The sequence below is a fragment of the Bdellovibrio sp. HCB288 genome (assembly GCF_047305935.1).
GTDB lineage: Bacteria > Bdellovibrionota > Bdellovibrionia > Bdellovibrionales > Bdellovibrionaceae > Bdellovibrio.
Genome location: NZ_CP178619.1, coordinates 3452678 through 3474561, shown reverse-complemented (window position 1 = coordinate 3474561; position 21884 = coordinate 3452678). Strand labels below are relative to the sequence as shown.

General features: G+C 46.1%; 22 protein-coding genes. 8 read left to right on the top strand and 14 right to left on the bottom strand.

All coding sequences use genetic code 11. The features are described 5' to 3' along the window. Positions 1 to 13: 13 nt before the first annotated feature. Together ACLVWR_RS17020 and ACLVWR_RS17015 are read left to right on the top strand one after the other, a co-directional pair. Complete coding sequence (locus tag ACLVWR_RS17020) at positions 14 to 1984, top strand: hypothetical protein (RefSeq protein ID WP_413581789.1); 1971 nt, start codon at positions 14 to 16, stop codon at positions 1982 to 1984. Then, a complete protein-coding gene (locus ACLVWR_RS17015; RefSeq protein ID WP_413581788.1) occupies positions 1981 to 2763 on the top strand; it encodes a glycerophosphodiester phosphodiesterase in 783 nt (260 codons plus the stop codon). The genes ACLVWR_RS17020 and ACLVWR_RS17015 overlap by 4 nt, the downstream gene beginning before the upstream one ends. A 147-nt stretch (positions 2764 to 2910) precedes the next feature. Here ACLVWR_RS17015 and ACLVWR_RS17010 read toward each other — a convergent pair whose 3' ends face one another. From ACLVWR_RS17010 to sohB, 9 genes are all read right to left on the bottom strand, one after another. Then, complete coding sequence (locus tag ACLVWR_RS17010; protein ID WP_413581787.1) at positions 2911 to 3303, bottom strand: hypothetical protein; 393 nt, start codon at positions 3301 to 3303, stop codon at positions 2911 to 2913. Positions 3304 to 3312: 9 nt separating this feature from the next. After that, on the bottom strand, positions 3313 to 3807 hold the full coding sequence (locus ACLVWR_RS17005; protein ID WP_413581786.1) for a GrpB family protein: 495 nt from the start codon (positions 3805 to 3807) through the stop codon (positions 3313 to 3315). A gap of 213 nt (positions 3808 to 4020) precedes the next feature. Then, a complete protein-coding gene (locus ACLVWR_RS17000) occupies positions 4021 to 4266 on the bottom strand; it encodes a twin-arginine translocase TatA/TatE family subunit (protein WP_413581785.1) in 246 nt (81 codons plus the stop codon). 18 nt (positions 4267 to 4284) lie between these two features. Further along, entirely contained in the window at positions 4285 to 4539 is a 255-nt protein-coding gene (gene tatA, locus ACLVWR_RS16995; RefSeq protein ID WP_413581784.1) for a twin-arginine translocase TatA/TatE family subunit, read from the bottom strand. A gap of 79 nt (positions 4540 to 4618) precedes the next feature. Next, a complete protein-coding gene (locus ACLVWR_RS16990; RefSeq protein ID WP_413581783.1) occupies positions 4619 to 5107 on the bottom strand; it encodes a hypothetical protein in 489 nt (162 codons plus the stop codon). Positions 5108 to 5355: 248 nt separating this feature from the next. Next, the gene (locus tag ACLVWR_RS16985; protein WP_413581782.1) at positions 5356 to 6552 is read right to left on the bottom strand and encodes an ABC transporter permease; all 1197 of its coding nucleotides are present in this window, start codon (positions 6550 to 6552) and stop codon (positions 5356 to 5358) included. A gap of 29 nt (positions 6553 to 6581) precedes the next feature. Beyond that, positions 6582 to 7553, bottom strand: a complete 972-nt coding sequence (locus tag ACLVWR_RS16980; protein ID WP_340597134.1) for an ABC transporter permease — start codon at positions 7551 to 7553, stop codon at positions 6582 to 6584. Positions 7554 to 7576: 23 nt separating this feature from the next. Further along, positions 7577 to 9265: a peptide ABC transporter substrate-binding protein gene (locus ACLVWR_RS16975; protein ID WP_413581781.1), complete on the bottom strand. Its 1689-nt coding sequence runs from the start codon at positions 9263 to 9265 to the stop codon at positions 7577 to 7579. Between the two features lie 43 nt (positions 9266 to 9308). After that, complete coding sequence (gene sohB, locus ACLVWR_RS16970; RefSeq protein WP_413581780.1) at positions 9309 to 10328, bottom strand: protease SohB; 1020 nt, start codon at positions 10326 to 10328, stop codon at positions 9309 to 9311. 110 nt (positions 10329 to 10438) lie between these two features. On the opposite strand from sohB, the gene ACLVWR_RS16965 reads away from it, so the two are divergent. Next, entirely contained in the window at positions 10439 to 11158 is a 720-nt protein-coding gene (locus ACLVWR_RS16965; RefSeq protein ID WP_413581779.1) for a hypothetical protein, read from the top strand. A 36-nt stretch (positions 11159 to 11194) separates the two neighbouring features. On the opposite strand, the gene ACLVWR_RS16960 is transcribed toward ACLVWR_RS16965, so the two are convergent. The 4 genes from ACLVWR_RS16960 to ahpC all read right to left on the bottom strand — a co-directional run bounded on the left by ACLVWR_RS16960 (position 11195) and on the right by ahpC (position 15022). Continuing rightward, entirely contained in the window at positions 11195 to 11908 is a 714-nt protein-coding gene (locus tag ACLVWR_RS16960) for a VC0807 family protein (protein ID WP_413581778.1), read from the bottom strand. A gap of 154 nt (positions 11909 to 12062) precedes the next feature. Continuing rightward, entirely contained in the window at positions 12063 to 12560 is a 498-nt protein-coding gene (locus ACLVWR_RS16955; RefSeq protein WP_413583514.1) for a DUF2259 domain-containing protein, read from the bottom strand. A 151-nt stretch (positions 12561 to 12711) separates the two neighbouring features. Next, positions 12712 to 14283 carry an alkyl hydroperoxide reductase subunit F gene (ahpF, locus tag ACLVWR_RS16950; protein ID WP_413581777.1) on the bottom strand — a complete coding sequence of 524 codons (1572 nt, stop codon included), beginning with the start codon at positions 14281 to 14283 and terminating at the stop codon, positions 12712 to 12714. Between the two features lie 172 nt (positions 14284 to 14455). Then, positions 14456 to 15022, bottom strand: a complete 567-nt coding sequence (gene ahpC / locus ACLVWR_RS16945) for an alkyl hydroperoxide reductase subunit C (protein WP_413581776.1) — start codon at positions 15020 to 15022, stop codon at positions 14456 to 14458. A 164-nt stretch (positions 15023 to 15186) separates the two neighbouring features. Between ahpC and ACLVWR_RS16940 the strand changes: the two genes are divergently transcribed. The 4 genes from ACLVWR_RS16940 (at position 15187) to ACLVWR_RS16925 (ending at position 20098) form a co-directional block, all read left to right on the top strand. Beyond that, positions 15187 to 16149 carry a hydrogen peroxide-inducible genes activator gene (locus tag ACLVWR_RS16940; protein WP_413581775.1) on the top strand — a complete coding sequence of 321 codons (963 nt, stop codon included), beginning with the start codon at positions 15187 to 15189 and terminating at the stop codon, positions 16147 to 16149. 131 nt (positions 16150 to 16280) lie between these two features. After that, the gene (locus tag ACLVWR_RS16935; RefSeq protein ID WP_413581774.1) at positions 16281 to 16634 is read left to right on the top strand and encodes a hypothetical protein; all 354 of its coding nucleotides are present in this window, start codon (positions 16281 to 16283) and stop codon (positions 16632 to 16634) included. Positions 16635 to 16764: 130 nt separating this feature from the next. Further along, complete coding sequence (locus ACLVWR_RS16930) at positions 16765 to 17364, top strand: hypothetical protein (RefSeq protein ID WP_413581773.1); 600 nt, start codon at positions 16765 to 16767, stop codon at positions 17362 to 17364. A gap of 169 nt (positions 17365 to 17533) precedes the next feature. After that, positions 17534 to 20098 (top strand): hypothetical protein, encoded by a 2565-nt coding sequence (locus ACLVWR_RS16925; RefSeq protein WP_413581772.1) that lies wholly within the window; start codon positions 17534 to 17536, stop codon positions 20096 to 20098. 9 nt (positions 20099 to 20107) lie between these two features. Here ACLVWR_RS16925 and ACLVWR_RS16920 read toward each other — a convergent pair whose 3' ends face one another. Further along, entirely contained in the window at positions 20108 to 21019 is a 912-nt protein-coding gene (locus ACLVWR_RS16920; RefSeq protein ID WP_413581771.1) for a LysR family transcriptional regulator, read from the bottom strand. A gap of 109 nt (positions 21020 to 21128) precedes the next feature. Here ACLVWR_RS16920 and ACLVWR_RS16915 point away from each other — a divergent pair, with 109 nt between their 5' ends. Continuing rightward, positions 21129 to 21881, top strand: coding sequence for a type 1 glutamine amidotransferase domain-containing protein (locus ACLVWR_RS16915; RefSeq protein ID WP_413581770.1), 753 nt, complete (start codon positions 21129 to 21131; stop codon positions 21879 to 21881). Positions 21882 to 21884: the final 3 nt, after the last annotated feature.

Genomic DNA, 21884 nt, shown 5'->3' with positions numbered 1-21884 from the left:
ATGAGAATGGGTCATGGATCGCCGCAATCGTTCTGATAAATATTTAATCTCTGAACAGCCAGGAATGAAAATCTTCTTAACGGGATTGATCCTGGCTTTTTTAATTGGTTACACCACCAGCTCTTTACTTTCTCCTCAACGAATCAAAGCGCAACTGGAGAAAGCCGCAAGTCACATACATAAAGATATCAAAGTCTCTTTTGATTCAGCGGAGCTTAGTCTTGCGAATGGCATTTTGCCACGCTTCGCAGTTTTGATTAAGCAAGTGCGTATGGAGTCTGATCAGGCGTGCTGGATGTCTCCGGTGCTGGAGATTGATGAAATGCGCCTACCGCTTTCATTGTGGGGGTTGATCACCAAGGAATCCCCGGTCAAGAAGATCAACGCAGACAACCTGGTACTGACTTTGCGTGGAACGGTGGAGGCCTGTGAAAAAGAGAAGCAGAATGCCTCTGAAAACTATCATCGTCCCAAAGAGGAAGCACCGCTGGTGAAATTGTCGCCGATGGAGCAGGCTCAGAAGTATCGAAACGACATCAGTGAGTTGAATATTCACAGTTTCAAGATTCTCTCAGCGCAGTACCCGCAATATCCCTTTGAGCTTTCCAGTTTCAAGGCCCAGGTAAAATCCTTTGAACCTCGTATTGTGGAAGTTCATGCGAAAACCAATTTCCTGAAGGATGACACCGTCGGGGACTATCTATCCCATGCGAATCTGTTTCTGGAATACAAGGAAATGCCCGAACAATCCCTGCAGGCGCATTTTTTCGGGAACTGGCGTGAGGGTCACTACAGCGTGATCACGCACTACACTTTGAACGATCATATGCTGAACGTGGAAACTGATGTGAAGCATATTCCACTCAGCCAAGTGCTGCAGGTTTTACAGAAGTACGATCTGGTTGCAAAAAACCTGAACGGCAAGCAGGTGTGGGTTTCAGCAAAAGCACGCATGCGCGGTGAGGCTGAACAGTTAAAATCAGCGCCTTTCGAAGTGAAGGATCTGCGTCTGGAAGGTGACCTAGGGGAGATGAGTGTTGAGAGTGCCTCGTTCACTTCCATCGATCCATTGCGCTATAAGCCGTTGCTGATTGATATCAAAAATATGCGCATTGATAAGCTGCTGACTTTTATCAATCGACCGCAAAAAGCGAAAGTTTTTGGAAACCTGGGCTCGTTCACAGGACAGGCGGAGTTTATCTCTGAAAAAGACATGCGCATGGTGGGCGAACACCAGGGCCTGCAATTCGTTTTCTCAAACAAAAGTCGCCGTGAAAATCAGATCGTGGATCGCATTGCCGGAGAGATTTCTTTGAAAGGCGACACTTGGAACATTGCTGTGAATCGTGCCGAGCCTCGGGGCGGAAGTTTTGTTGGTTCCATGAAAGTTAAGGCGGACCGGGATTTTAAAGACGTACTGATAAATTCCAATATCGACGAAGTGACCTTGGATCCTGCGATTCAGTCATTGATGACCAATGGTGGGGAGATCGGCGTGCTGGGGTTGAGTGCGGAAACTCGCTTAAGTGAAGGCAAGATTTCTTCTCTTAAAGGTGCTGCCCAGTTGAATACGTTGGATGTTGAAGGCATGACCTTTGGTAAATCAAAAGCCAAATTCGATCTGCGTCAGGGCGATATCGTCATGCAAGCTCAGGTGCAAAGCCTTGCCGTCGAAGAGGAAACTCCGGGCCATCAGATATTGCAGAACGTAACGCCGACTTCTTGGTGGGTGGAGAAAGTTTTGAATCTCAAGGATTTGCATGGGGACTTTATTTGGAAGAACAATCAGAACCTGCAATGGCAGGGCTTTGAAGCCAAAGCTGGCAAGGATGCAAAAATCACTACGGCAGGTTCCTGGGATGAATTTGGAAAATTGAAGGGGACTGTGCAGACCAAAGACGGCAAGTCCACACGCAAGTATCAGATCAATGGAACTCGCGATGTCCCTGCATTCACCGAGGAGACTGCAAAGGCTCGTAAATGATATTCTTTGCAGGGCTGGCCTCGGCAGTATTTGGTTTTCTAATGTACCGCCATTCGTTCTGGAAGGCGGAACCTTGGCCCAAGAATGGTGTTAAGCCACCACGCTATCAAGGACACCGGGGATATTGGAAGGGCGGAGCTCAGGAGAACACTCTGGCTTCATTTAAGGATGCCAAAGAGCGTGGTCTTGAGATGGTTGAGATGGATGTGCAGTTGTCCAAAGATGGACACGTCGTGGTCTTTCATGACGAGGATCTAAAGCGCATCGCCAATGATCCCAGAAAAGTTATAGATGTCACAGCCGCCGAGCTGGAGCAGATCGCTCAGATCCCGACCTTGCGCGAAGTCTTGCTAAGCCAGGATGTTCCGAAATTCCTGAATATTGAACTTAAAACCAAGACAGCAACTGATCACAGGCTTGAAGAAAAAGTCGCGCGCCTGGTGCGCGAAACGGATTCCTTTCACAGAATTCTTTTCTCAAGTTTCAATCCACTCGCAATCCGCGAGCTGTATCGTCTGTTGCCACAAGTGCCGCGGGCATTGCTAGCCACGAAAGAGCAAGACCCAGCCAACCGCTGGTACTTAAAGCTGATGCTCTTTGCACCCTATATCCACGCCAACATCCTGCACTTGGATCATCGCTATGTAACCATCACGCAGCTAAAGAAATACGTAAAGCGGGGAGTCCCAGTCAGCTTCTGGACAGTAAACGACCAACCTAGGGCCGAAGAATTACTCGCCAGCGGCGCTCAAAGCATCATCTCCGACACCCTCAGGTAACAGTTCCGTTTTTTGTACTGCTGTGCAGAACCGATATCGGTTCTGCGTGATGTCATGTCTAAAGCTTCTCTCTCGTGTATCAGAAATAAAGAAGCACTGATTTTTCGTCAGTGCCTTCAGGTTTTATGATTGTTCAATTTGCAAGGGTTAAGTGATCACCACTGCCTGGGACATTGGGATAATTTGATCTGGTGGAGGGTCTTTTATAAACTTCACTGCAGGAATTGTTTTTCGTCCATCCAGATATGCCCTACAGATTCGATGAACTCCATCAAAAATTGAACCGTCTTCGCTAAAGATAATAGGATATTCAAAAGTTGCTGTTTGAATTTTTCGATAGTGCTCTAAAACCTTATTAACGGTCGGCTTATGCTGAGTTCCAAACCATACGTCTTCATTAAAGCAATCAAAATTTGCCACTTCGAATTCGAATACAGGAAGGTCTTTCGATGAAATCCAAAGGTTACGAATCAGCCAAACATGCTTCATCCCTTCTCTTTCGTTGACCACAAATGACTCTTTCTTTTCTGGTGATGACATTTTACCTTCTTACTTCTTGTGGTTGGAATTCTCGTTCCGCAGAACCATTTCTATAAAAGCTGATTTTTTCTGGCGATAGTTTTCCGGTGATAGTTCACGTGAAGACAATTTCAATTGATTATACGCAAGAACAAGACCGGGATCGTCGTTGAGTCTATCCCTAAAGGATACGAAGTCTTCAAACTCAGAGTTTTTCGCTATAAGCTGGACCGCCACATCCCAGTTATACACATCCGTAACTAACATACATAACTGTTCAGTACGGAGAGTTCCACTTTTTTCAGCAAAACCCAACTCTTTGATCTTTGAAATAGCAATTTCAAAGTTTGGAGGCAGTACGCGCACAAGAACATCGAGATCGCCCTTTGATATCGCCCCTTTTATAGCAGAGGAACCAATGTGCTCCACGTCAGCATTGGGTAGGGCCATTTTAATTTTATCTTTGAGATCCGAAAAGATCGCTTCAACCTTAGGAAGGAATTCGCTTGGTTCTAAAAAACGCATAGACAAAAAATAAAACTAATCTGGCTCCTTGTAAAGAAAGCAAAGAGTTCTAAGTCACATAATGACCATTAGCTCACAGGCATTGTGATCCCTTGTTGGAGGATGTCGTTATGGTGCTACACGCTGCCGCATCCGAATCGAATGTGGAAAATAAAAAAGCCTTCCGGGAATCCCAAGAAGGCTTTTCGTTAAAACAAACTGTGCGACTAATAACTAAGAGTTGTGTGGCTCTTTGTTAGTTTGCGTTTGATTCACTTGCTGACCTTGATTTTGGTTGTGAGCCACTTGTTGGTTTGGCCCCACGTCTTTGGCATCAGCGTCGATTTCGTTCAAACCTTTTTTGAAGCCACGAATCGCTTGACCCAAAGATTGACCCAATTGAGGCAATTTGCTTGGACCAAAGAAGATCAAGAAAACAAGAGCGATTAATAATAAGTGTGTAAGACTCAATGAACCCATTTTATTCTCCCGCAACTCTTAAGAGTTGTGTGTTTCTTTTTGGCTTTGTGTTTGATTAACAGATTGATTTTGTTGTTGCTGATTTTGATGTTGCACTTGTTGGTGCGTATCTTTGATGTCTTTTGGATCCACATCAATTTCGTTCAAACCTTGTTTGAAACCACGGATTGCTTTACCCAGGGAAGAACCCAATTGCGGAAGACGGCTTGGACCAAAAAATACCAAGAAGATCAAAGCCAATAATAGTAGATGTGTAACGCTAAACTCACCCATTGAAAACTCCTCCCAGAGCTTTATTTAAGTCTACACGTTTTAGACTGCTCAGGGAGGAAAATCAATACAAGACTGGGGCCTATTGGGCTGTAGTCTCGCTAATTTCGTTCTGGTCTATCAAGTCGCTCTCAACACCTAGCGGCACGTCGTTGGCTGGCTTAAGGGCTACAACTGGTTCCTCAGAAACCGGAGTGATAACTGGAGTCGCCTCAGATTGAGCCACGGTCTTCGTAGGAAGCTGTTTTGCCACAGCGGAAGGGGCTTTTGCCGGGACTGCAGTGTTATTCGCATTCACATTTGCTGGGCTGCCTTTTTTCAAGGCTTTCAGTTTTTTATCATACTTGGCTTTCACCGCAGCCAGGTCTTTTTGATAGGCTTCACGGATCGCATTTACTTGCGCTGTGTTGTATTCGTTCATGCAACCTGCATAAGTGGAAGCCGCAATTTCTTTGGCTTTCGAGCGACACATTAGTTCGCCGGATGCTGGCACCTGGCTGGAATTCGCCGCCGCCGCAAAGGTGTTATTGGCAAAAAGAATTGTGAAAACAAAAGACAAAACCGTTTTCATAGAGACTCCCATTGAAAATCTAAACGCATCTATTCCAAGTTTCATGCCCGGGTAAGGGGCTATAGATTCGAGCAGGCTCCAGGGGCAGGGAGTTTTTTTCAAGGGTGTACAGCAAATTGGCAGCTCTTAGCCTTGCTGACTATTGATTGCGAATTCATGAATCAGCGAAGCCATTTCCGGTGCAGGGGAAAGGCTGTCATGAATTCTTAAGCGAAAAAAAGCCACCCAATGGGTGGCTTTTGCAGATATTAACGACGAACAGAGTTCGGATCCAGGGCGTCTTGAAGACCGTCACCCAAATAGTTGAAGCTGATCGTAGTCATCAGGATCAAAATACCCGGAAGGATTGCCAGGAACGGAGCTTGATAGATCAGCTCTTGCGCATTGTTCAGCATATTACCCCAGCTTGGTGTCGGCGGCATGATACCCAAACCCAAGAAAGAAAGTGCTGCTTCAAACAAGATGGATTCACCAACACCCAAAGTGATGGAAACCAAAATTGGAGCGATGACGTTTGGGAACATGTGGCGCACGATAATCGTGCTGTCCTTCGCACCAATCGTTCTTGCTGCCAGGATGAACTCACGCTCGCGCAGGGAAAGAATATTTCCGCGCACCAAACGGGCAACCGTCATCCAAGAGAAGATACAAAGAATGATAACCATTTTGAAAACAGACTCGTTTTGAGTGCTGACGATGGCGTTTAGCACTGGCAACTTTGTAAAGTCGATGGCTGCCATTACGATCAATACGGGAATTGTCGGCAAGCTCAATAGCGAGTCAGTGACACGCATAAGAATAGTATCAATCCAGCCACCGTAGTAACCAGCGATACTACCGATCAATAGACCAATCAAAGCAGAAGCGATCGCAACCAAAACGCCGACACCCATGGAAACACGAGTTCCATAAACCAGACGGATGAAAACATCGCGGCCCAGTTCGTCGGTGCCGAACAAGTGGAACGTGTCAAAGCTGCTGAAGGTTTTTAAAAGCTCTTTGGTTTCAGGGATTGCCAATGACTTAAAGATTCCGATGGCTTCAGGAATTTCCTTAGCGCCGACTTCATAAATGGAATCAATCTCAGGAACTGAAACCAGGCCTTTTTCAACCAGGGCTTTTTGAATCTTGTCGGCAGCTTCAGGGTTCGCATTGATGAATTTTTCAATTTCAGTTTCGCGAATATCGGGGCCAGCTTGGGTGGACGTCAACGGTGCCACATAGCGATTCGCCACATTTTGTGCGTTAGGATCAAGGCCTGTCACGTATTCAATTTGATTGGCGAAGATCGCAATCAGCATGAAGAAAATAATAACAGAGGCTCCAGCCACAGCCAGGCGGTGGCCTTTAAAAGAACGCCAAACCATTTTCCACATCGGCATTGCTTTGTCGATTTCGGCGCGGTCCTTGTCTGTTAATGTTGAGGCTACATTCACTTTATTCATAGTTAGTTCACTTCCTGACATCTTCAGACCTACTTGTATGCAATTCGCGGGTCAGCGAAGCCGTACATAATGTCAGCCACCAAGTTCATCAATAAAACCATGCTCACAGAAATCACAAACGAAATCATCGCAACGTTATAGTCATTGCCGATGATGGAGTCGTAAACCAATTTACCAACGCCTTGGTAAGCAAACACTGTTTCAGTCAACAATGCGCCCGAGAATAAAGTTGAAATACTCAAGGCCAAGATAGTGATCAATGGAATCAAAGCATTACGGAAAGCATGCTTCCAGATAACTGTTTTGTTGCTTAAGCCCTTGGCGCGCGCAGTACGAATGAAATCGTTGCGCATAGCTTCGGTCATCGCCGAGCGAGTAAAGCGCGAGAAACGTCCAATTTGTTGAATGGACAAAGAAAGCACCGGAAGTACCAGGTACTTCGCACGGTCCATCACCTCGGCCCAGAAACCCATATTTTCGACACCGATGGTTTGAGTGCCACCGGCAGGGAAGATCGGGAATTTAACAGCGAAGATAATAATCAAAACGATCGCCAGCCAGAACGAGGGGATCGAAATCCCCGCGAAAGAAAACAGATTCATAAAGTAATCTGTCTTGGAGTTTGGTTTCAGAGCTGAAACCACACCCAATGGAACTGCGATCAAAATAGACAAAGTCAAAGAAGCGGCCGATAGGATGAATGTATTCCACAAACGTGGTCCCATCAGTTCCTGAACCGGCACGCGGTAGGTACGGCTGTAACCCAAGTCACCAGTCACAACGGATGCCATCCAGTTGCCATAGCGTTTATAGATTGGCTGATCCAGACCATACAAAGACTTCAGACGGGCCACGTCCTCAGCTGTGATTTTTGGATTGGAGGCCACCATCATGTCCACCGGATCGCCGGGCATTAAACTCATAAGAACAAAAACCACGTAGGATAGAACAGCTATCACAGCGAGTGTTTGCAGAATGCGACGAGTGATAAAAGTAGTCATGGGTAGCCTCTCTTAAATACGAATTACAAAGACCAATCTTCGATATAGTTAGTTTCGTAGAATTGGTGACCGGACATTTTATAGTTCTTAAGATTCTTAGGAACGATAGAGATGTCAGAGCGGTAGTACAACGGTAGAACTGGTACGTCCGTCGTGTACTGTTTCAAAATATCATGAACCAAAGCCGTGCGTTTTTTCGCATCAAACTCCAAATCCAAAGCATCCAGATCTTTGTCAACTTGTGGGTTTACCCAACCCATGTAGTTCTGACCAGACCATCCGTTTTTGTCAGACGGGATCGCTTTTGAAGATAGAGTGGAGCGCGGGGAGTTTTCCGGAGAAGAAACCCACGCAAACAATGCCAGGCCTTCAAACTTACGTTTAGACATCGTGTCGCCGAAGAATACGCGTGCCGGTTGATTTTTAACCAGAACTTCGATGCCGTTTTGTTTCCATTGGTTTTGCAGATAAACTTGAACCAACTCACGAGTTTTGTTGCCCGCAGTTGTCTGGAACGTCAAAGAAAGGCGTTTGCCATCTTTGGAACGGAAGCCATCAGCACCCATTTTCCAGCCAGCTTCATCCAAAAGTTTGCCAGCAGTACGTTTGGAGTACGGATACAAAGTCACAACTTTTGGATCTTTAGTGAACCAAGGATCTTTAGGAGAGATATTGTGAACTGCTACTTCTTGGCGGCCTTCGAAAAGAGCTTTAACCAAGTCATCGCGGTTGATGGAGTTTAGAAGTGCTTTACGAACGCGAACATCTTTAAGAATTGGATTGTCCAGATTCAAGTCGATGTGTTCGTAAGTTACTGAAGGAACGAAAGTCACTGCAAATGGCAAACCTTCCGCTTTTACTTTTTTCTCGAAAGCCAGCGCTTGGTCGAAGTCCATACCTAGAACGGAAACCATGTCGATAGTGCCGGAACGAAGATTTGCTTCCATTGTTCCAGTTGAAGCGATCAATTTTACGATCACTTTTTGGATCACAGGTTTTTTGCCATAGAAATGTGGATTTGGTGCAAATGCCACGTGGGAACCCAATTTTACTTCAGTGATCACGTAAGGACCGCTGTAAAGACCCGGGTTGGTCGGGTTGCGAACGTAGTTGGAGTTCTTTTCGTAACCTTCTTTGGCTTTGCTGTGCTTTTCATATACGGGCAATTCCAAGTGCGCAGGCACTGGGAAGAACTGAGCCAATTGGTAGAAGCTCCAGATCGCTTTGTCGTATTTGAAAGTACATTTTTTAGGATTTGCCGGATCAACGTCGATTTTCTCAACTTGCGTCCACTGTTCTTTTTCACCAACCGCTACGTTCGGGGATGTTGCGATTTTTTGAGAAGCGATAAAGTCAGCACAGATAACTGGTTTGCCGTCACCCCATTTAGCGCCGTCGATGATTTCCCAGTTAGCAACGATTTTCTTTTTGCCGCCATCATCGATGATTTTAGCTGTGCCTTTTTCAAGGGAAGGGATTTCTTTCGCCAATTGCGGAACCCATTTTCCATCCGGAGTCAGGTTCACCAAGGAACGACCCACCATGCGGTACATGTACGCAGACGCGGACATAGACATGATGATTGGGTTCATAGTTTCAAATTCCTGAGAAATACCGATTTTAAGTTCGGCATTTGAAGGTGCCGCCACAGCTTGGGTACTCATGCCCAGCGCAGCTCCCAGCAACAATCCTTTTGCAAGTTTATTCAACATTCATATCTCCTTGTTGATTTCTAAAACCGAAGGGCCGCAAGCCTTAAAGGAAGCGGCGAGTTTCCAATTCTTCTACGATCGACAGAGCGCCTTTTTTCATCGCCTTGCCTAAAACACCAGTCAGCTTGTCGCTGATCGATTGCTTTTGTTCAAACTTCACTTTGATCACCTGGTGTTTATCAGCCAGAGTCATCAAGTAATCGTCGCTGGTACGAATTTCATCCACCAGACCTTTTGTGATAGCTTGCTCACCATACCAGTATTCACCAGTGGCAACTTCTTCCAGATTCAAATTAGGACGGAATTTGGATACGAAGCCTTTAAACAGAACGTGAGTGTCCTCAAGCTGCTGTTTGAATTTCTCTTCTCCCTTTGGGGTGATTTCGCCCAAAAGGCTGACAGTGCGTTTGTACTCGCCCGCCGTGTATTCCTTAAAGTCCACGTCGTGTTTTTTCAGAACGCGGTGAAGATTTGGAATTTGCGCAACGACCCCGATGGAGCCGACAATTGCAAAAGGAGCGCACAAAATTTTGTTAGCTGTCACCGACATCAGGTAACCACCACTGGCAGCCACTTTATCCACGCACACAGTCAAAGGAATGTTTTTTTCACGAACACGCAGTAGTTGGGAAGCCGCCAGGCCATAACCGTGAACCACGCCGCCCGGGCTTTCCACGCGAACGACAACTTCATCCTGGGGAGTTGCGATAGTTAGTACTGCGGTGATCTCTTCACGCAGGTTTTCAACTGCGGATGCTTTTACGTCGCCTTCAAAATCCACCACGAAGATTTTTTTCTCGTGTCCTTGCGCCTTTGAATCGTGAGCTTTACGCTCTTCTTTAAGTTTTTTCTTAAGTTCCTTGCGCTCTGATTTGGAAACCGTGTGCGCTTTAAGGAGATTGCGGAAGCCCTTGTATTTCTTATGCAAAAGTTCTACTTCAACTTCTGTTTTGTGGCCGGCTTTGGCTGCAAGTATCGCAATGACGATGATGACCGCTAAAATAGCAAAGAGGATAAGAAAGGTCTGTGCTGCGAAGATTCCGATGCTCTGCATTGCGTCCATTGTGACTCCCTTGATGCAAGGGCCTACGTTATTAAGTTATTGGACAAAGGTCGAGCATCTTTTTTTGTTTGCTCAAAAAAAAGGAAGCTCCCTGATAGACTGGGTCAAGAATGAATCCTCCTCGTAGTCTTCTCATTATTTTATCCCTCACTTTGTCTGCGACACTTGCGCATGCAGTGGATGCTGAAGAAACCCGTTTGCGTGGTTTTGCTGAGCATCAAAAACGCCAGACGCGCTTCGAGGAAGCCCGTGAAGGCTCCAAGCTTTCCTATCAGGAAGAGGAAGAGCAGTGGTTGAATGAGAAGGATCGCGAGCGCGAGGCCTATATTCGCAATAAACCAAAAGCTGTGACGATGGATGAACGCTCTCCCGAATATAGAGCGTGGGAGCGCGAGAAAAAGTCCGAGGAGCAGGCCTACAATCAAGCTCGCAACGAATACAGCGAAAAAATGCACAAGCAGCAAAAGTTGGATCGGGAAGCCAAGGGGCTGCCAACACTGGCTCAAGAGTTGGGTTTGGATGAGGAGCGTCCGCGCTTTGATTTCGCAAAGCGTAATTTCGGAACGAAGAGTGCGTCGTCTGGTTCAAGTTCAGGTCGTGGTTCCAGTTTTGGTGGGGGAGGTTCCTCGTTCCCACCGCCGCCAACATTTGACGACTTCAGTGATGGTTATGTTCCAGCTCCAAATATTCAACCAGAAGACTTCGGTGACGTTCCACCACCGCCTCCGCCACCGATGGTACCGGATTTCGATGGCAACTTCAGCAACGGCAGTGAATTCATTCCACCACCACCGCCACCTCCAGGTGGTTTCGACGGCGGGGACTTCTAGGGGTAACAGTTCCCTTTTCGGAGGGCAGTGCGTTGCTTAGGAATTCATTAATTCTTCTGTCGTCAGCCCGGAGTGCTTTTTTACTCCGTTCATCAAGTACCAGAAGATGCCCAAAAGAAAGATCATGGATGGAACCATGATGATAGCCATAGACCAAGTGGTCATCTTGGCGATCTGCTCATTCAGTACGACGGACTGTGCTTCTGCGCTTAATGTAGTGTCGATATCCAGGAAAATCGAGCGAGCTAGGACGAAGTTCAAAACAGCACTCAGGGCAAATGAAAGAGAAAGCAGCATTGTCGACTTTCTCATGTGCTCGTGGAATTCCGCTTTTTTGCCGTGCTCTGCCAATTTTTGCTCAAGCAGATCGACTTTCATAACATTGGGATTTAGGAAAAGACTTTCGATAAATGGTTTTTTCGTGAAGGCCGAGCCAAATACAAAAATCCCCACCAGTGCCGGGAACGCTGCTTCTTTAACGGCAAACCAAAAGCCATGTATGCCAACGAAGGCCAAGCCCCCGGTAAGGCCCACATTCAGTAAGCCCAAAATGGAAAAAGCATTCACCTTGCGGCGTTTGATCAAGTCATAAATTCCGTAAATTAACGGAAACGCCAAAGCCAGAATAAGCGCATAACCGGGGCCGATATGTTTGGTTAGTTTATTTAAAATTAATACCGGCAATAGGATATTAAAGATCAGATTCAGCCAGGAGTTTTCAGGTTTTGTTTGTGCTTTGGTGTCAGTCATCGGAAACTATCTTTGTCGGCTTGATGAAAAAAGGCAAGACAGCAAAAAGGTACGGACACACTTTCTCCATGGAGAAAGTGTGTCCGTACCTTTTTGTATCCGTTTTACCAAGAAGCACTGCGAAACCGATGTCGGTTCCGCAGTGCGCAAGTGTCTATTCCAGAATCGTCGTCACAACCGTGTAGTTATGATCTGGGCCTTCAAAGCCAGTCGCAAGGTAAGAGATCACCAAGGCTGCTTTATCGCCGTATGTGATGACTTTTTCGATCGCATAGTTGTAAGCGCAAGCGCGTTTTTCAGGGGCGTACTGTTCATCAACAAGAACAGAGGTCTCTGAGCTTTGACTTGCCGTCTTTGTAAGATTGATCTTAAGCAGAGCTTCGTTAGGTGCATCAATACAGTATTCAGGTCTGTTTTGAGTCGCTTCAGTGCTAAGTGTGAATTTGTAAGCAGCGCCATTTGTGTTCACTGTGATTTCAGATGAAGAAGTGGCGCTAAGAGTAGAGCCTTTGTTGGTTCCCGGAGCGATGTTGTAGGCAGAGAAATTTACAGATTGCATTGAGATTTTAAGGGCGGCGCGAGCATCACCTTCGTAAGCCATTTGTTTTACAGTCAAAACAGGAGTGCTGTCGTAGTTTTGGAGGGATTTGATGTTGATTTCAGCGACGCCGTAGCCGGAGCCATCCTGGACTACGGAAGTAGCATAGGCAAAGTGTTCGCCAGTGCCGGAAAAACCCAGGTTGTGGAAATTGTAAACCCAAAGTGCGGCAGTACTGCCGCACTTTGTAGATGTTGTACGTTAACTATACGTGATCGTACATGCGATCTTCAAATGCCGCCAAGGCAGCTTTGGCACCTTCACCCATGGCAATGACGATCTGTTTGTACGGTGTTGTGGTCACGTCACCAGCAGCGTAAATGCCTTTCACGTTGGTGCGGCATTTTTCATCGGTGATGATTTCGCCAAATTTAGTTAGTTCCACGGTGCCTTTAAGGAATTGGCTGTTGGGAACAAGGCCGATTTGTACAAACACACCATCCAGATCCAGTTTCTCCAGTTTATTGGAAGTGCGATCCGTGTACTCAAGTTGGTGCACCTTTTGGCCATCGCCTAAAACTTTTTCCGTTTTTGCGCCAGTAATCACAGACACATTCGGCAATGATTTTAGTTTATCAACTAGGATGCGATCCGCTTTTAGTTCGTTATTGTATTCAATCACGATCACTTCGCGCACGATGCCAGCTAGGTCAATCGCAGCTTCCACGCCGGAGTTTCCTCCGCCGATGACCGCAACTTTTTTACCTTTATAAAAAGGACCATCACAGTGTGGGCAGTAAGCTACGCCGCGGCCCATGTATTCTTTTTCGCCTTCAACACCCAATTCGCGCCATTTCGCACCTGTGGTCACGATGATGGAGTCTGCGATAAGATGTTCACCACTTTCAAGTTCGATCGTTTTGATCTTGCCCTCGGTTTTGATGGATTTCACACGGCGGTTTTCAAGAACGCGAACAGGGTAGCTTGAAACGTGTTGATTTAACTGCGCCGCCAATTGAGGACCTTCAGTGTAAGTCACACCGATCAAATTTTCGATGCCTTTGGTCTCTTGAACCTGACCGCCGATTTTTTCAGTGATCATCGCGGTACTTAGACCTTTGCGAACTGAATAGATCGCAGCCGATGCTCCCGCAGGGCCGCCACCAATAACCAGAATATCGAAGTGCCCCAGGTTTTTGTTCACGGGTTCGGAAGGTTGTGAAGAGGCGTTTTCATCAACACCAAAAGTCTTTTCTAGTTTTTCAATCAAATCCAAAACAGAGATACGACCGGAGTGAAACATCTTGCCGTTGCCAGCAAGGCTTGGAACCCCTTGGATACCCAGTTTTTGAACTTCGTCCTGAACATATCCGCCATCAATCACTTCATGCTTCATGTTTCCATGGGCCAGTGTGATTAAATTCAACGCTTGCACCACTTCAGGACAGTTTTCACAAGTCAAAGACATGAACGTCTGCACCGTGATGCCTTTATTCAGGCGGCGAACGCGGTCTACAAGTAAGCTGTCTAGCAACTTGCCTTTGCCATCCGTATTCAGGATCGCAAGGATCAAAGAAGTAAATTCGTGACCGCCCGGAATGCCTTTAAAAGAGATGCCTGTCGGTTTACCTTTATAGGCGATATAAAAAGATGGAACCGGGGAGTTGTTTCCGGATTCTTTAACGGTGATGTTGGAAGATGTCTCGGCCACATCATTCAGCATTTCCAGAAGGTCTTTGTGATCGTCATGAGTGCTGTTGTCGATGATGAGTTCAACTGGGTTTTCAAGTTTACCAAACACAGAAACAAGTTGCTCGCGGAGTGAAGAGTCTAACATGTGATTCCTCCTTAAAAGAAAACGACTTTAAAGCTGCCATCCAGAGCACTGAATAGTACCTTTAAAATCGTTGATGGAGAGTCGGTGCGGAGGAGAGAGCCTTCCGCACCAACATTCAGAAACGTTCAATAAAACTTTTGCCTGCTCCGACGCGAGTCAGAGCGAAAGCAGTTTAGATTTTACCAACAAGATCCAAACCAGGTTTCAAAGTAGATTTACCTGGAGTCCATTTAGCTGGGCATACTTCGCCTGGGTTTGCAGCGATGTATTGAGCCGCTTGAGTTTTGCGGAACAACTCATCAGCATTACGGCCGATACCGTTGTCTTGAACTTCAGCCAAAACGATTTTACCTTGTGGGTTCACCAAGAAAGTACCACGGTAAGCAAGGCCAGCTTCTTCAATGTGTACACCGAAGGCGCGAGTCAAAGTACCAGTTGGGTCTGCCAACATTGGGTATTTGATTTTTTTAATAGTTTCAGAAGTGTCGTGCCATGCTTTGTGTGTGAAGTGAGTGTCAGTAGAAACACCGTAAACTTCTACGCCCAATTTTTGGAATTCAGCATATTTATCAGCCATGTCACCCAATTCAGTAGGGCACACGAATGTGAAGTCAGCTGGATAGAAGAAGAAGATAGCCCATTTGCCTTTAAGGTCAGCTTGAGAAACAGTTTTGAAACCGTTGTTGTGGTAAGCTTCTACTTTAAAGTCAGGCACTTGTGTGTTGATCAATGTTTGCATTTATTCTCCTCAGAATAATGGTGTGTTAATAGGGGATCCCTGTGGGGATCAATCCTTGGTACTTGGTTAGACTAGAAGATCTGAGAACATTAGTAAAATAGATTATAAATATACCTTGATAGATTTTCTCTATTACTCTAGAATCCTTAATAGATGAGGGGTTTATGGTGAAATTAAAGGTGAATTTTTCTTTGACGCAGCTCGAATATGTGATGGCTGTCCATAAGTATGGGCACTTCGCTAAGGCCGCCGAGGCTTGTTTCGTGACGCAACCCACCCTCAGCATGCAGATTCAAAAGCTGGAAGATGAGTTGGGTGTGGTGATTTTCGACCGTACCAAAAAGCCCATTCTTCTGACGGATGCTGGTAAGAAACTCATTTCTCAAATGCAGACGGTTCTGTTTGAGGCGCGCAAAATTGAATCAATTCTTTTGGAAGGAACCAAAGGGTCCCGTAAGGGAATTTTAACTGTGGGAGTGATTCCAACTGTGGCGCCTTATTTATTGCCTCGGCTTTTGCCAGTGTGTGTGGAGACGTTGCCGGACCTGGAGTTGAACATTAAGGAAATGCAGACAGATCATATCATCGAAGCACTTAACAAAGATGAAATCGATGTGGGCGTGCTTGCGACTCCGACAGAGGTGGCGACGATGTTCGAGTATCCACTGTACTACGAACCGTTCTATGTTCTGTGCGATAAGAATCATGATTATGCCCAGCAAAAGAAAATCAAATATCAATCCCTGTCTATGGATGACATCTGGCTGTTGGAAGAGGGTCATTGTCTGCGTAATCAGGTTTTGGATTTGTGTTCAGTGAAAAAGAAAAAAGGTATCGAGCGCAAATACAAATTTGAAAGTGGTTCCTTAGAGACTCTTAAAAATCTGGTGGATCTGTATGGCGGTTACACGTTACTGCCGCAACTGGCAACTCACACAATTGGTGATCGCAGTCATGTGGTCCAATTCGAGCGTCCGATTCCCGCACGGGAAATCGGCCTCGTGTGCCGTCGCGAGCATTACAAATCCGAACTAGTAGAAGCCCTCGGTGAAGCCATCGTAAAAGCCATCCCCGAAGAACTGCGCAAAATAAAACAAAAAGATCTCGACGTCCTTCCCATCACCTAAAAGGTGCCAGGTCCTAGTTCCTATCGCACCGCTCCGTCCAAAAGGCGCCAGCCGGTTTTTGGGAAGTTGCTATTTTACGGATGTTCACTGAACATGATTTGGTTGAGATAAAACTAATCAAGGAGTCCTCGGTGAAAGCATTCGGATTGATGGCAGGGATCTTATTTGCAACTTCAACTTCTTTTGCAGCGGCGGCGTATCGTTGTCAGATTACGAAAAGTGATTTGGTTACGGCAGAGACCGTGACTCTGATTGAGGATTGCAAAGATGGTCTGACCATGAAGATCACGGGAGCCGGCGAGACTTTGGTTTCAAAAGAAGTGAAGTACGATTGGCGCCATTCTGATGAGAATGTGAAGCTGTTTAAATCTGCAGATCGCAAAACGCTGGTATACGTGCAAAAGCATAACGTGGGTCTCACGGCCGAAGTTCATGATGTTAACTATATGATCAGAACAAACTACTGCCAGCAGATCGCTTGGTAGATCGCAATTCGTCTAAAGTTTAAACAATCAAGTAAGCATTGCATGGGCCTCAGGGGGAACTCTGAGGTTTTTTTACACTGTGGTATAAGGTAGACGGTTTGTTTTTCTAACTTACTGTCGGAGTGGCCTTATGAATACAGTGAAATCGGTTCTTTCAGTGATGATTTTGTCCCTTGCTGTTGTCGGTTGTGATTCCAATTCCAACAATGGTGGCAACGCAGCTCCTTATCCACAACCGGGTGTGATCGGGCCTTACGATCAAGGTCAAATGCCTCCAGAGGGACAGTACGGTCAACCAGGCCAGCCTCAAATCAATCAAATGACAATCCAACCGGGTAAATACCAAGCGACAATTCGCTGTGAGAACCAAGTCTCTCAAAAGCAAATGCAAGATATGACCATTGAGATTAGTTTTAAACGTGATGGCACTTACGTTCAGGATATCAGTAGTAATGACTATCGTTGCAGACAGAATTGCCTGATGGTTGCAGAAGGCAGCTACAGTTCAAATGCTGGTGCGGTTACATTGAATCAGACGAGTCTGATCAATGAGTATGGCAACATGTTGCAAGGTGCGCGTAACAACAATCTGCGTATTGAATCTGTGGTTCAAAATCCAAAATCCAGAAAAAATCCGGATGTTGTACTAAGAGATGGTGGCACTGATAACGTGTGTGCAGGTCCATTCAAAATGTTCCTTAAAAAGCAAACGGCGCGTTCCCGTCGCTAGTTTCTCTGCTGTTTCGGCGTGTTCGCCCTGAACACGCCAAAGGCCTATTGCCGTCAGGGTGTCTATTCCCTTTACAGATAAAATCTATAGGGAACAAATTAACATATTTTAGGGCTGGGCCCAGCCTTGCAACTTCATCGTTAGAATAATCTAACGTGGAGTTTACCTTATGAAACCGGTAGCATCGGTGCTATTGATTTTGAGCTTTAGTCCCGCACTTTTTGCCCAGGAGGGCGGAATTGCCTCTGCCTATTCCTTTGGTGGAGCATGTGCCTCCCAAGGGGTGTGGACCCAGTCGGCTCTTTCAGCCACGCAAAATCTGCGTAAGGTGACTCTGCAGTTAAAAGATGATCCAAACTGTAAAGCCTTGGGCAACTCTGTTCAATCAGCAATTACCAGCCTGGAGAATGCTGTTCAAGGGGCTTCCGACACTCCGGCGAGAGTCAGTCGCTTGTCGCAATTACCTCAGGAAATCAATGCTCTTCGAACCTTTCTAAATAGTGCTCCCGACATGAAACAACAAATTTTGCGCACGATGATGGATAAGTCCATCGAGAGCGCCACCTTGGGAGCGCAAGTAGGTCAAAGTCAGTCAAATATGGCGGTGAGCGATGTCTCCCAAAGTATTGGTGATTTTGGATCGCGTTTGCAGCGTAGCACTCAGACAGGTCTCTCCATGTTGAATCAGGTTGTGGATTCAATTCCACAATTGGATCAATGTTTAACTGGTGACAACCAAGTGGTTATGGGCAACCTGATCAGCTCCGCGGTGAAAATCGCTTCGTCTTTTGCTTCTTCCGGTCAGGATATGACGGGCAGTCAAATCGCCACGACAGTGTCTAAATTGACAAATTTGACTCGCGAAAGAAAGTACACTGCTGTTCTAAGAAAATTGAATCAGCAGGAGTTCATGTCCTCCATGGCCTGTTTGATGGAAGTGACCAGTGAGTCCTACTGTCAGGCTCGCGATGGTATGAGACTTTTTCAAAAGGGCATGAACGATCTTAAAACTCAAAAGAGCAATAAGTTGGATGCTGACTCAGGCAATCCTTTTGTGGGCTACTATGTTTTGAATACGCATGTTCCGAATATCACGAAGTGGTTGCAGAAAATCCAGATCGGTGTGGATCCAAAACTTCCAACGGATGCGACTTTCCAAAATAAAATCCAGCAGGAAGTTGTGGACTTCTATAAGGGCGTAAAAACCTTGCTGGGGGATTTTAACTCCAGTGTTGCGACAATCCGTACTCTTCCAAATTTGCAAGCCAAACAAAATGCGGTGTTGAAGCTGTTGATGCAAACGACCAGCTCCATGGTCGGCAATCAGGGCTTTGGGCGCAATGAAGACGTTATGAACTTCTTCCTGATGAGTACGAACTCCATGAAGATTCCTTTTGCTTTGTTGGGAATTCCGGTTCCAGATCAGGTTTCCGGTAAAGCAATGCCAATCATGTCCTACGACGAGTGGTTGCGCGCCAATATGGAAAGCATTCCAAGTTTCAATGACCCTGTGGCGTTGACGGAAACTATCGGTCAAAACATGCAGGAGATTATTCGCACAGCCAATATCTCTGCAATTGAGTACTTCAATCGTTGGTATATCGTTGATAAGGCGGCTTTGGTGAATGAATCCACGATCGATATCAACTACACCGTTCAAGACAGCTTGAAGGCGATCAATCAGTATTTGGAAGCACAAAAAGGTCGTATCGCACAATTTAACAGCAATGTGAATGTGGTTCCAACCATCCTGGATACACAGATGCGTATTCAAAAGGTTTTGAAAGCTTATGAAAATCTGGAGAATATCGGCCGCGGTGCCCTTATTGATACGAAAAATGTGACGGCATCCCAGGAAAGTCTGCAGGCAACGGCGGATGCCTATGAGAAATTGGTAACTACAGTTTACGAACAGTTCAACGTGATGTTGTCACGCTCGGGATTCCTTGCGAATCGCATGGTGAACTTTGTGTACCAGGACTACATCATGCTTTTAAAAAACAAGGTGGACTTCACGCCTTACCAGGAAGACCTTTTCTCTGCATCGGGTATGGCGATGCTGGATAAGATGCTGGCGATGTACAACGGGAATCCTTCCAATATTCAAACCGATTTGAATATGGCTCTAAGAATCAACAAAGGAAACCTGGAGGCCCTGGATGGCTTGATTAAAGACAATGTCATTGGAACGATCTCCAATCTGAAGCAAATTGAAAATGGTGAGAAGGTCGGCTTGATGTCTCGTGTGGACCGCATGTTGGGTGATAGCTCTGAAGACTGGGTTTCAACGGCTAAAGATAAAAATCCGACGGTCAGAAAAGTGCTAAAATTCCTGCATAAGTATTCATTGACGAATTTGATTGGCGGATACTTCTACGGCAGCAAGCATTCGGATCGTTATGGCAGCGAGTTGGATCCAACAACGTCTCCACAAAGTGAATTCGACGATGCGGAAAATGTGCGTGCTCAGTTGTGTATTCAGGCGCTGGCTTTCAATAACCAAAACGGTCTTAGCAACTTGTGCCGTGGTGTTGTATTGAAATCGCCACTTCCTTCAACGATGAAGGGCATGAATGTCGCTTACGATCAAAAACTGAATTCTTACTTGAATGACAAATCAATGAACGCGCAGAAACAGCAATCGTTCAATCACTCGGAACGCATCTGTGCTTTCCGCGATTTCAATATCCGCAATATGGCGGTGTTCATGTCCTTGAACCAAGGTCAGAAATAGCTAAAGTTCTCATCGGGAGAGGGCGGCAAGCTCGCTCTTGATGAGATTTCTAAACCACACTCTCAGCGGATCCTTATGGGTCCGTGAATGCCATACCATCCGCATGTTGATTCCGCCCAGTGAAAATGGTGTGGGTTGAATCTGAATCGGGAAATACTCTTTATATTTTTTTAGCAGTAAGGTCGGACCCGTCAGTACCAGATCTGTTTCTGACAGGGTGTAGGCCATGCCGGTGAAACTGTAAGAGCCAAAGACGATTTTGCGTCTGAATCTTTTGTCGCCGATCTTCTTTTCCAGATTGTCTTTGAAATCACCTTGCAAAGTGACGAGTGCGTGGTCGAGATCATAAAACTGACTAATCTTGATTTCCCCCTGAATTAAAGGATGCTTTTTTCGGTAAGCAGTGGAAAAGGTGTCTTCCAGAACCTTAGTTTCAAAAAATCCTTCGGGCAAATCCTTGTAAAAACCTGCGATCGCAAAGTCAAATGAGCCATCTTCCAATTCAACCTTTGGGAATTCACCACGGGTCGGGCGAATGGAAACCTGCAGGTTGGGTGCCTCCTTTTTCAATCTTTTTAAGATAGCCGGCATAACCAGGATTTCGATGTAGTCGGAGGTTGCAATGGTGATGCGGGTCGACACTTTAAGAGGGTCAAAGGATTCCTGGTCTTGCGATAGAGCCCGGGACTGCAAAACCAGGTTTTCGATTTGTGGACGAAGACGTTTCGCCTTCTCTGTCAGAGTCATTCCCCTTGAAGCCCGTACAAACAGGGGATCAGCAAAATGATCGCGCAGCTTCTGCAGTCCATGGCTGATGGCGGACTGAGTGACACTCAGTTCTTTGGCCGTCATTGAGACATTCAGTGTGCGGTACAGACTTTCGGCAACGATTAAAAGATTTAAGTCGAGCGGCTTTTTCATGGAAACCTCTGATATGAATATAATCGATAGGTTATATGAAAACAATGAGTTGGATTTATATATTTCTTGATGGCACCGTTAACATATCAATGATTCTGTGGAGGCATTTATGTTGAAAGTGTTGGGGTTCTTAATTGCAGGCGTTTCATTAAGTGCTGCGGTCGCGGTGGCGCAGGATCGCGCGCTGATCGTAATATCAAGTCACGATAAATTGGGCGATACGGGCAAGCCTACCGGCTGGTATCTGTCAGAAGTGACTCACGTCTACTATCCTTTGATCAAAGCCGGCTACAAAGTTGATTTTGCCAGTCCCAAAGGGGGTGCGGCACCGATGGATCCGGGCAGTCGTGACCCAAAGGATGAGGATAACAAACGCTTCTTGGAGGACCGAGCTGCTATGAAGCAAATCGAAAGAACACTGCCGCTGGCGAAAGTGGATCCTAAGAAATACAAGGTAGTCCATTTTGCGGGCGGACACGGGGCGATGTGGGATTTTCCAAACAATCCAGAACTTAGTCGGGTGGCCGCAGGTATTTATGAAAGTGGAGGGGTGGTTGCGGCTGTTTGTCACGGACCTGCCGCTCTGGTGGATATCAAACTTTCCAATGGAGAGTATTTGATTCAAGGAAAGAAAGTGAACGGATTTACCAACGCTGAAGAAGAAGAAGTTGGTTTGACTAAAGTGGTTCCTTTTTCGTTGGCAAACAAACTGCAAGAACGTGGCGCCCTTTATGAAGGCGGCAAAAACTGGGAAAATAAAGTCGTGGTGGATGGACGCCTGGTGACAGGTCAGAATCCACAGTCGGCGCACAGTGTGGCCGTGGCGATTATCGAAGTATTGGCAGTGAAAAAAGCAAAGTAGGAT

What these genes read in the sequence shown, in the direction of transcription:
- ACLVWR_RS16980 (WP_340597134.1), bottom strand. Translation starts at nt 7,553, where the DNA reads ATGACTACTTTTATCACTCGTCGCATTCTGCAAACACTCGCTGTGATA.
- tatA (WP_413581784.1), bottom strand. Translation starts at nt 4,539, where the DNA reads ATGGGTGAGTTTAGCGTTACACATCTACTATTATTGGCTTTGATCTTC.
- sohB (WP_413581780.1), bottom strand. Translation starts at nt 10,328, where the DNA reads ATGGACGCAATGCAGAGCATCGGAATCTTCGCAGCACAGACCTTTCTT.
- ACLVWR_RS17015 (WP_413581788.1), top strand. Translation starts at nt 1,981, where the DNA reads ATGATATTCTTTGCAGGGCTGGCCTCGGCAGTATTTGGTTTTCTAATG.
- ACLVWR_RS16990 (WP_413581783.1), bottom strand. Translation starts at nt 5,107, where the DNA reads ATGAAAACGGTTTTGTCTTTTGTTTTCACAATTCTTTTTGCCAATAAC.
- ACLVWR_RS16960 (WP_413581778.1), bottom strand. Translation starts at nt 11,908, where the DNA reads ATGACTGACACCAAAGCACAAACAAAACCTGAAAACTCCTGGCTGAAT.
- ACLVWR_RS16915 (WP_413581770.1), top strand. Translation starts at nt 21,129, where the DNA reads ATGTTGAAAGTGTTGGGGTTCTTAATTGCAGGCGTTTCATTAAGTGCT.
- ACLVWR_RS17010 (WP_413581787.1), bottom strand. Translation starts at nt 3,303, where the DNA reads ATGTCATCACCAGAAAAGAAAGAGTCATTTGTGGTCAACGAAAGAGAA.
- ACLVWR_RS16930 (WP_413581773.1), top strand. Translation starts at nt 16,765, where the DNA reads ATGAATACAGTGAAATCGGTTCTTTCAGTGATGATTTTGTCCCTTGCT.
- ACLVWR_RS17000 (WP_413581785.1), bottom strand. Translation starts at nt 4,266, where the DNA reads ATGGGTTCATTGAGTCTTACACACTTATTATTAATCGCTCTTGTTTTC.
- ACLVWR_RS17005 (WP_413581786.1), bottom strand. Translation starts at nt 3,807, where the DNA reads ATGCGTTTTTTAGAACCAAGCGAATTCCTTCCTAAGGTTGAAGCGATC.
- ACLVWR_RS17020 (WP_413581789.1), top strand. Translation starts at nt 14, where the DNA reads ATGGATCGCCGCAATCGTTCTGATAAATATTTAATCTCTGAACAGCCA.
- ahpC (WP_413581776.1), bottom strand. Translation starts at nt 15,022, where the DNA reads ATGCAAACATTGATCAACACACAAGTGCCTGACTTTAAAGTAGAAGCT.
- ACLVWR_RS16965 (WP_413581779.1), top strand. Translation starts at nt 10,439, where the DNA reads ATGAATCCTCCTCGTAGTCTTCTCATTATTTTATCCCTCACTTTGTCT.
- ACLVWR_RS16920 (WP_413581771.1), bottom strand. Translation starts at nt 21,019, where the DNA reads ATGAAAAAGCCGCTCGACTTAAATCTTTTAATCGTTGCCGAAAGTCTG.
- ACLVWR_RS16925 (WP_413581772.1), top strand. Translation starts at nt 17,534, where the DNA reads ATGAAACCGGTAGCATCGGTGCTATTGATTTTGAGCTTTAGTCCCGCA.
- ACLVWR_RS16940 (WP_413581775.1), top strand. Translation starts at nt 15,187, where the DNA reads ATGGTGAAATTAAAGGTGAATTTTTCTTTGACGCAGCTCGAATATGTG.
- ACLVWR_RS16975 (WP_413581781.1), bottom strand. Translation starts at nt 9,265, where the DNA reads ATGTTGAATAAACTTGCAAAAGGATTGTTGCTGGGAGCTGCGCTGGGC.
- ACLVWR_RS16985 (WP_413581782.1), bottom strand. Translation starts at nt 6,552, where the DNA reads ATGAATAAAGTGAATGTAGCCTCAACATTAACAGACAAGGACCGCGCC.
- ahpF (WP_413581777.1), bottom strand. Translation starts at nt 14,283, where the DNA reads ATGTTAGACTCTTCACTCCGCGAGCAACTTGTTTCTGTGTTTGGTAAA.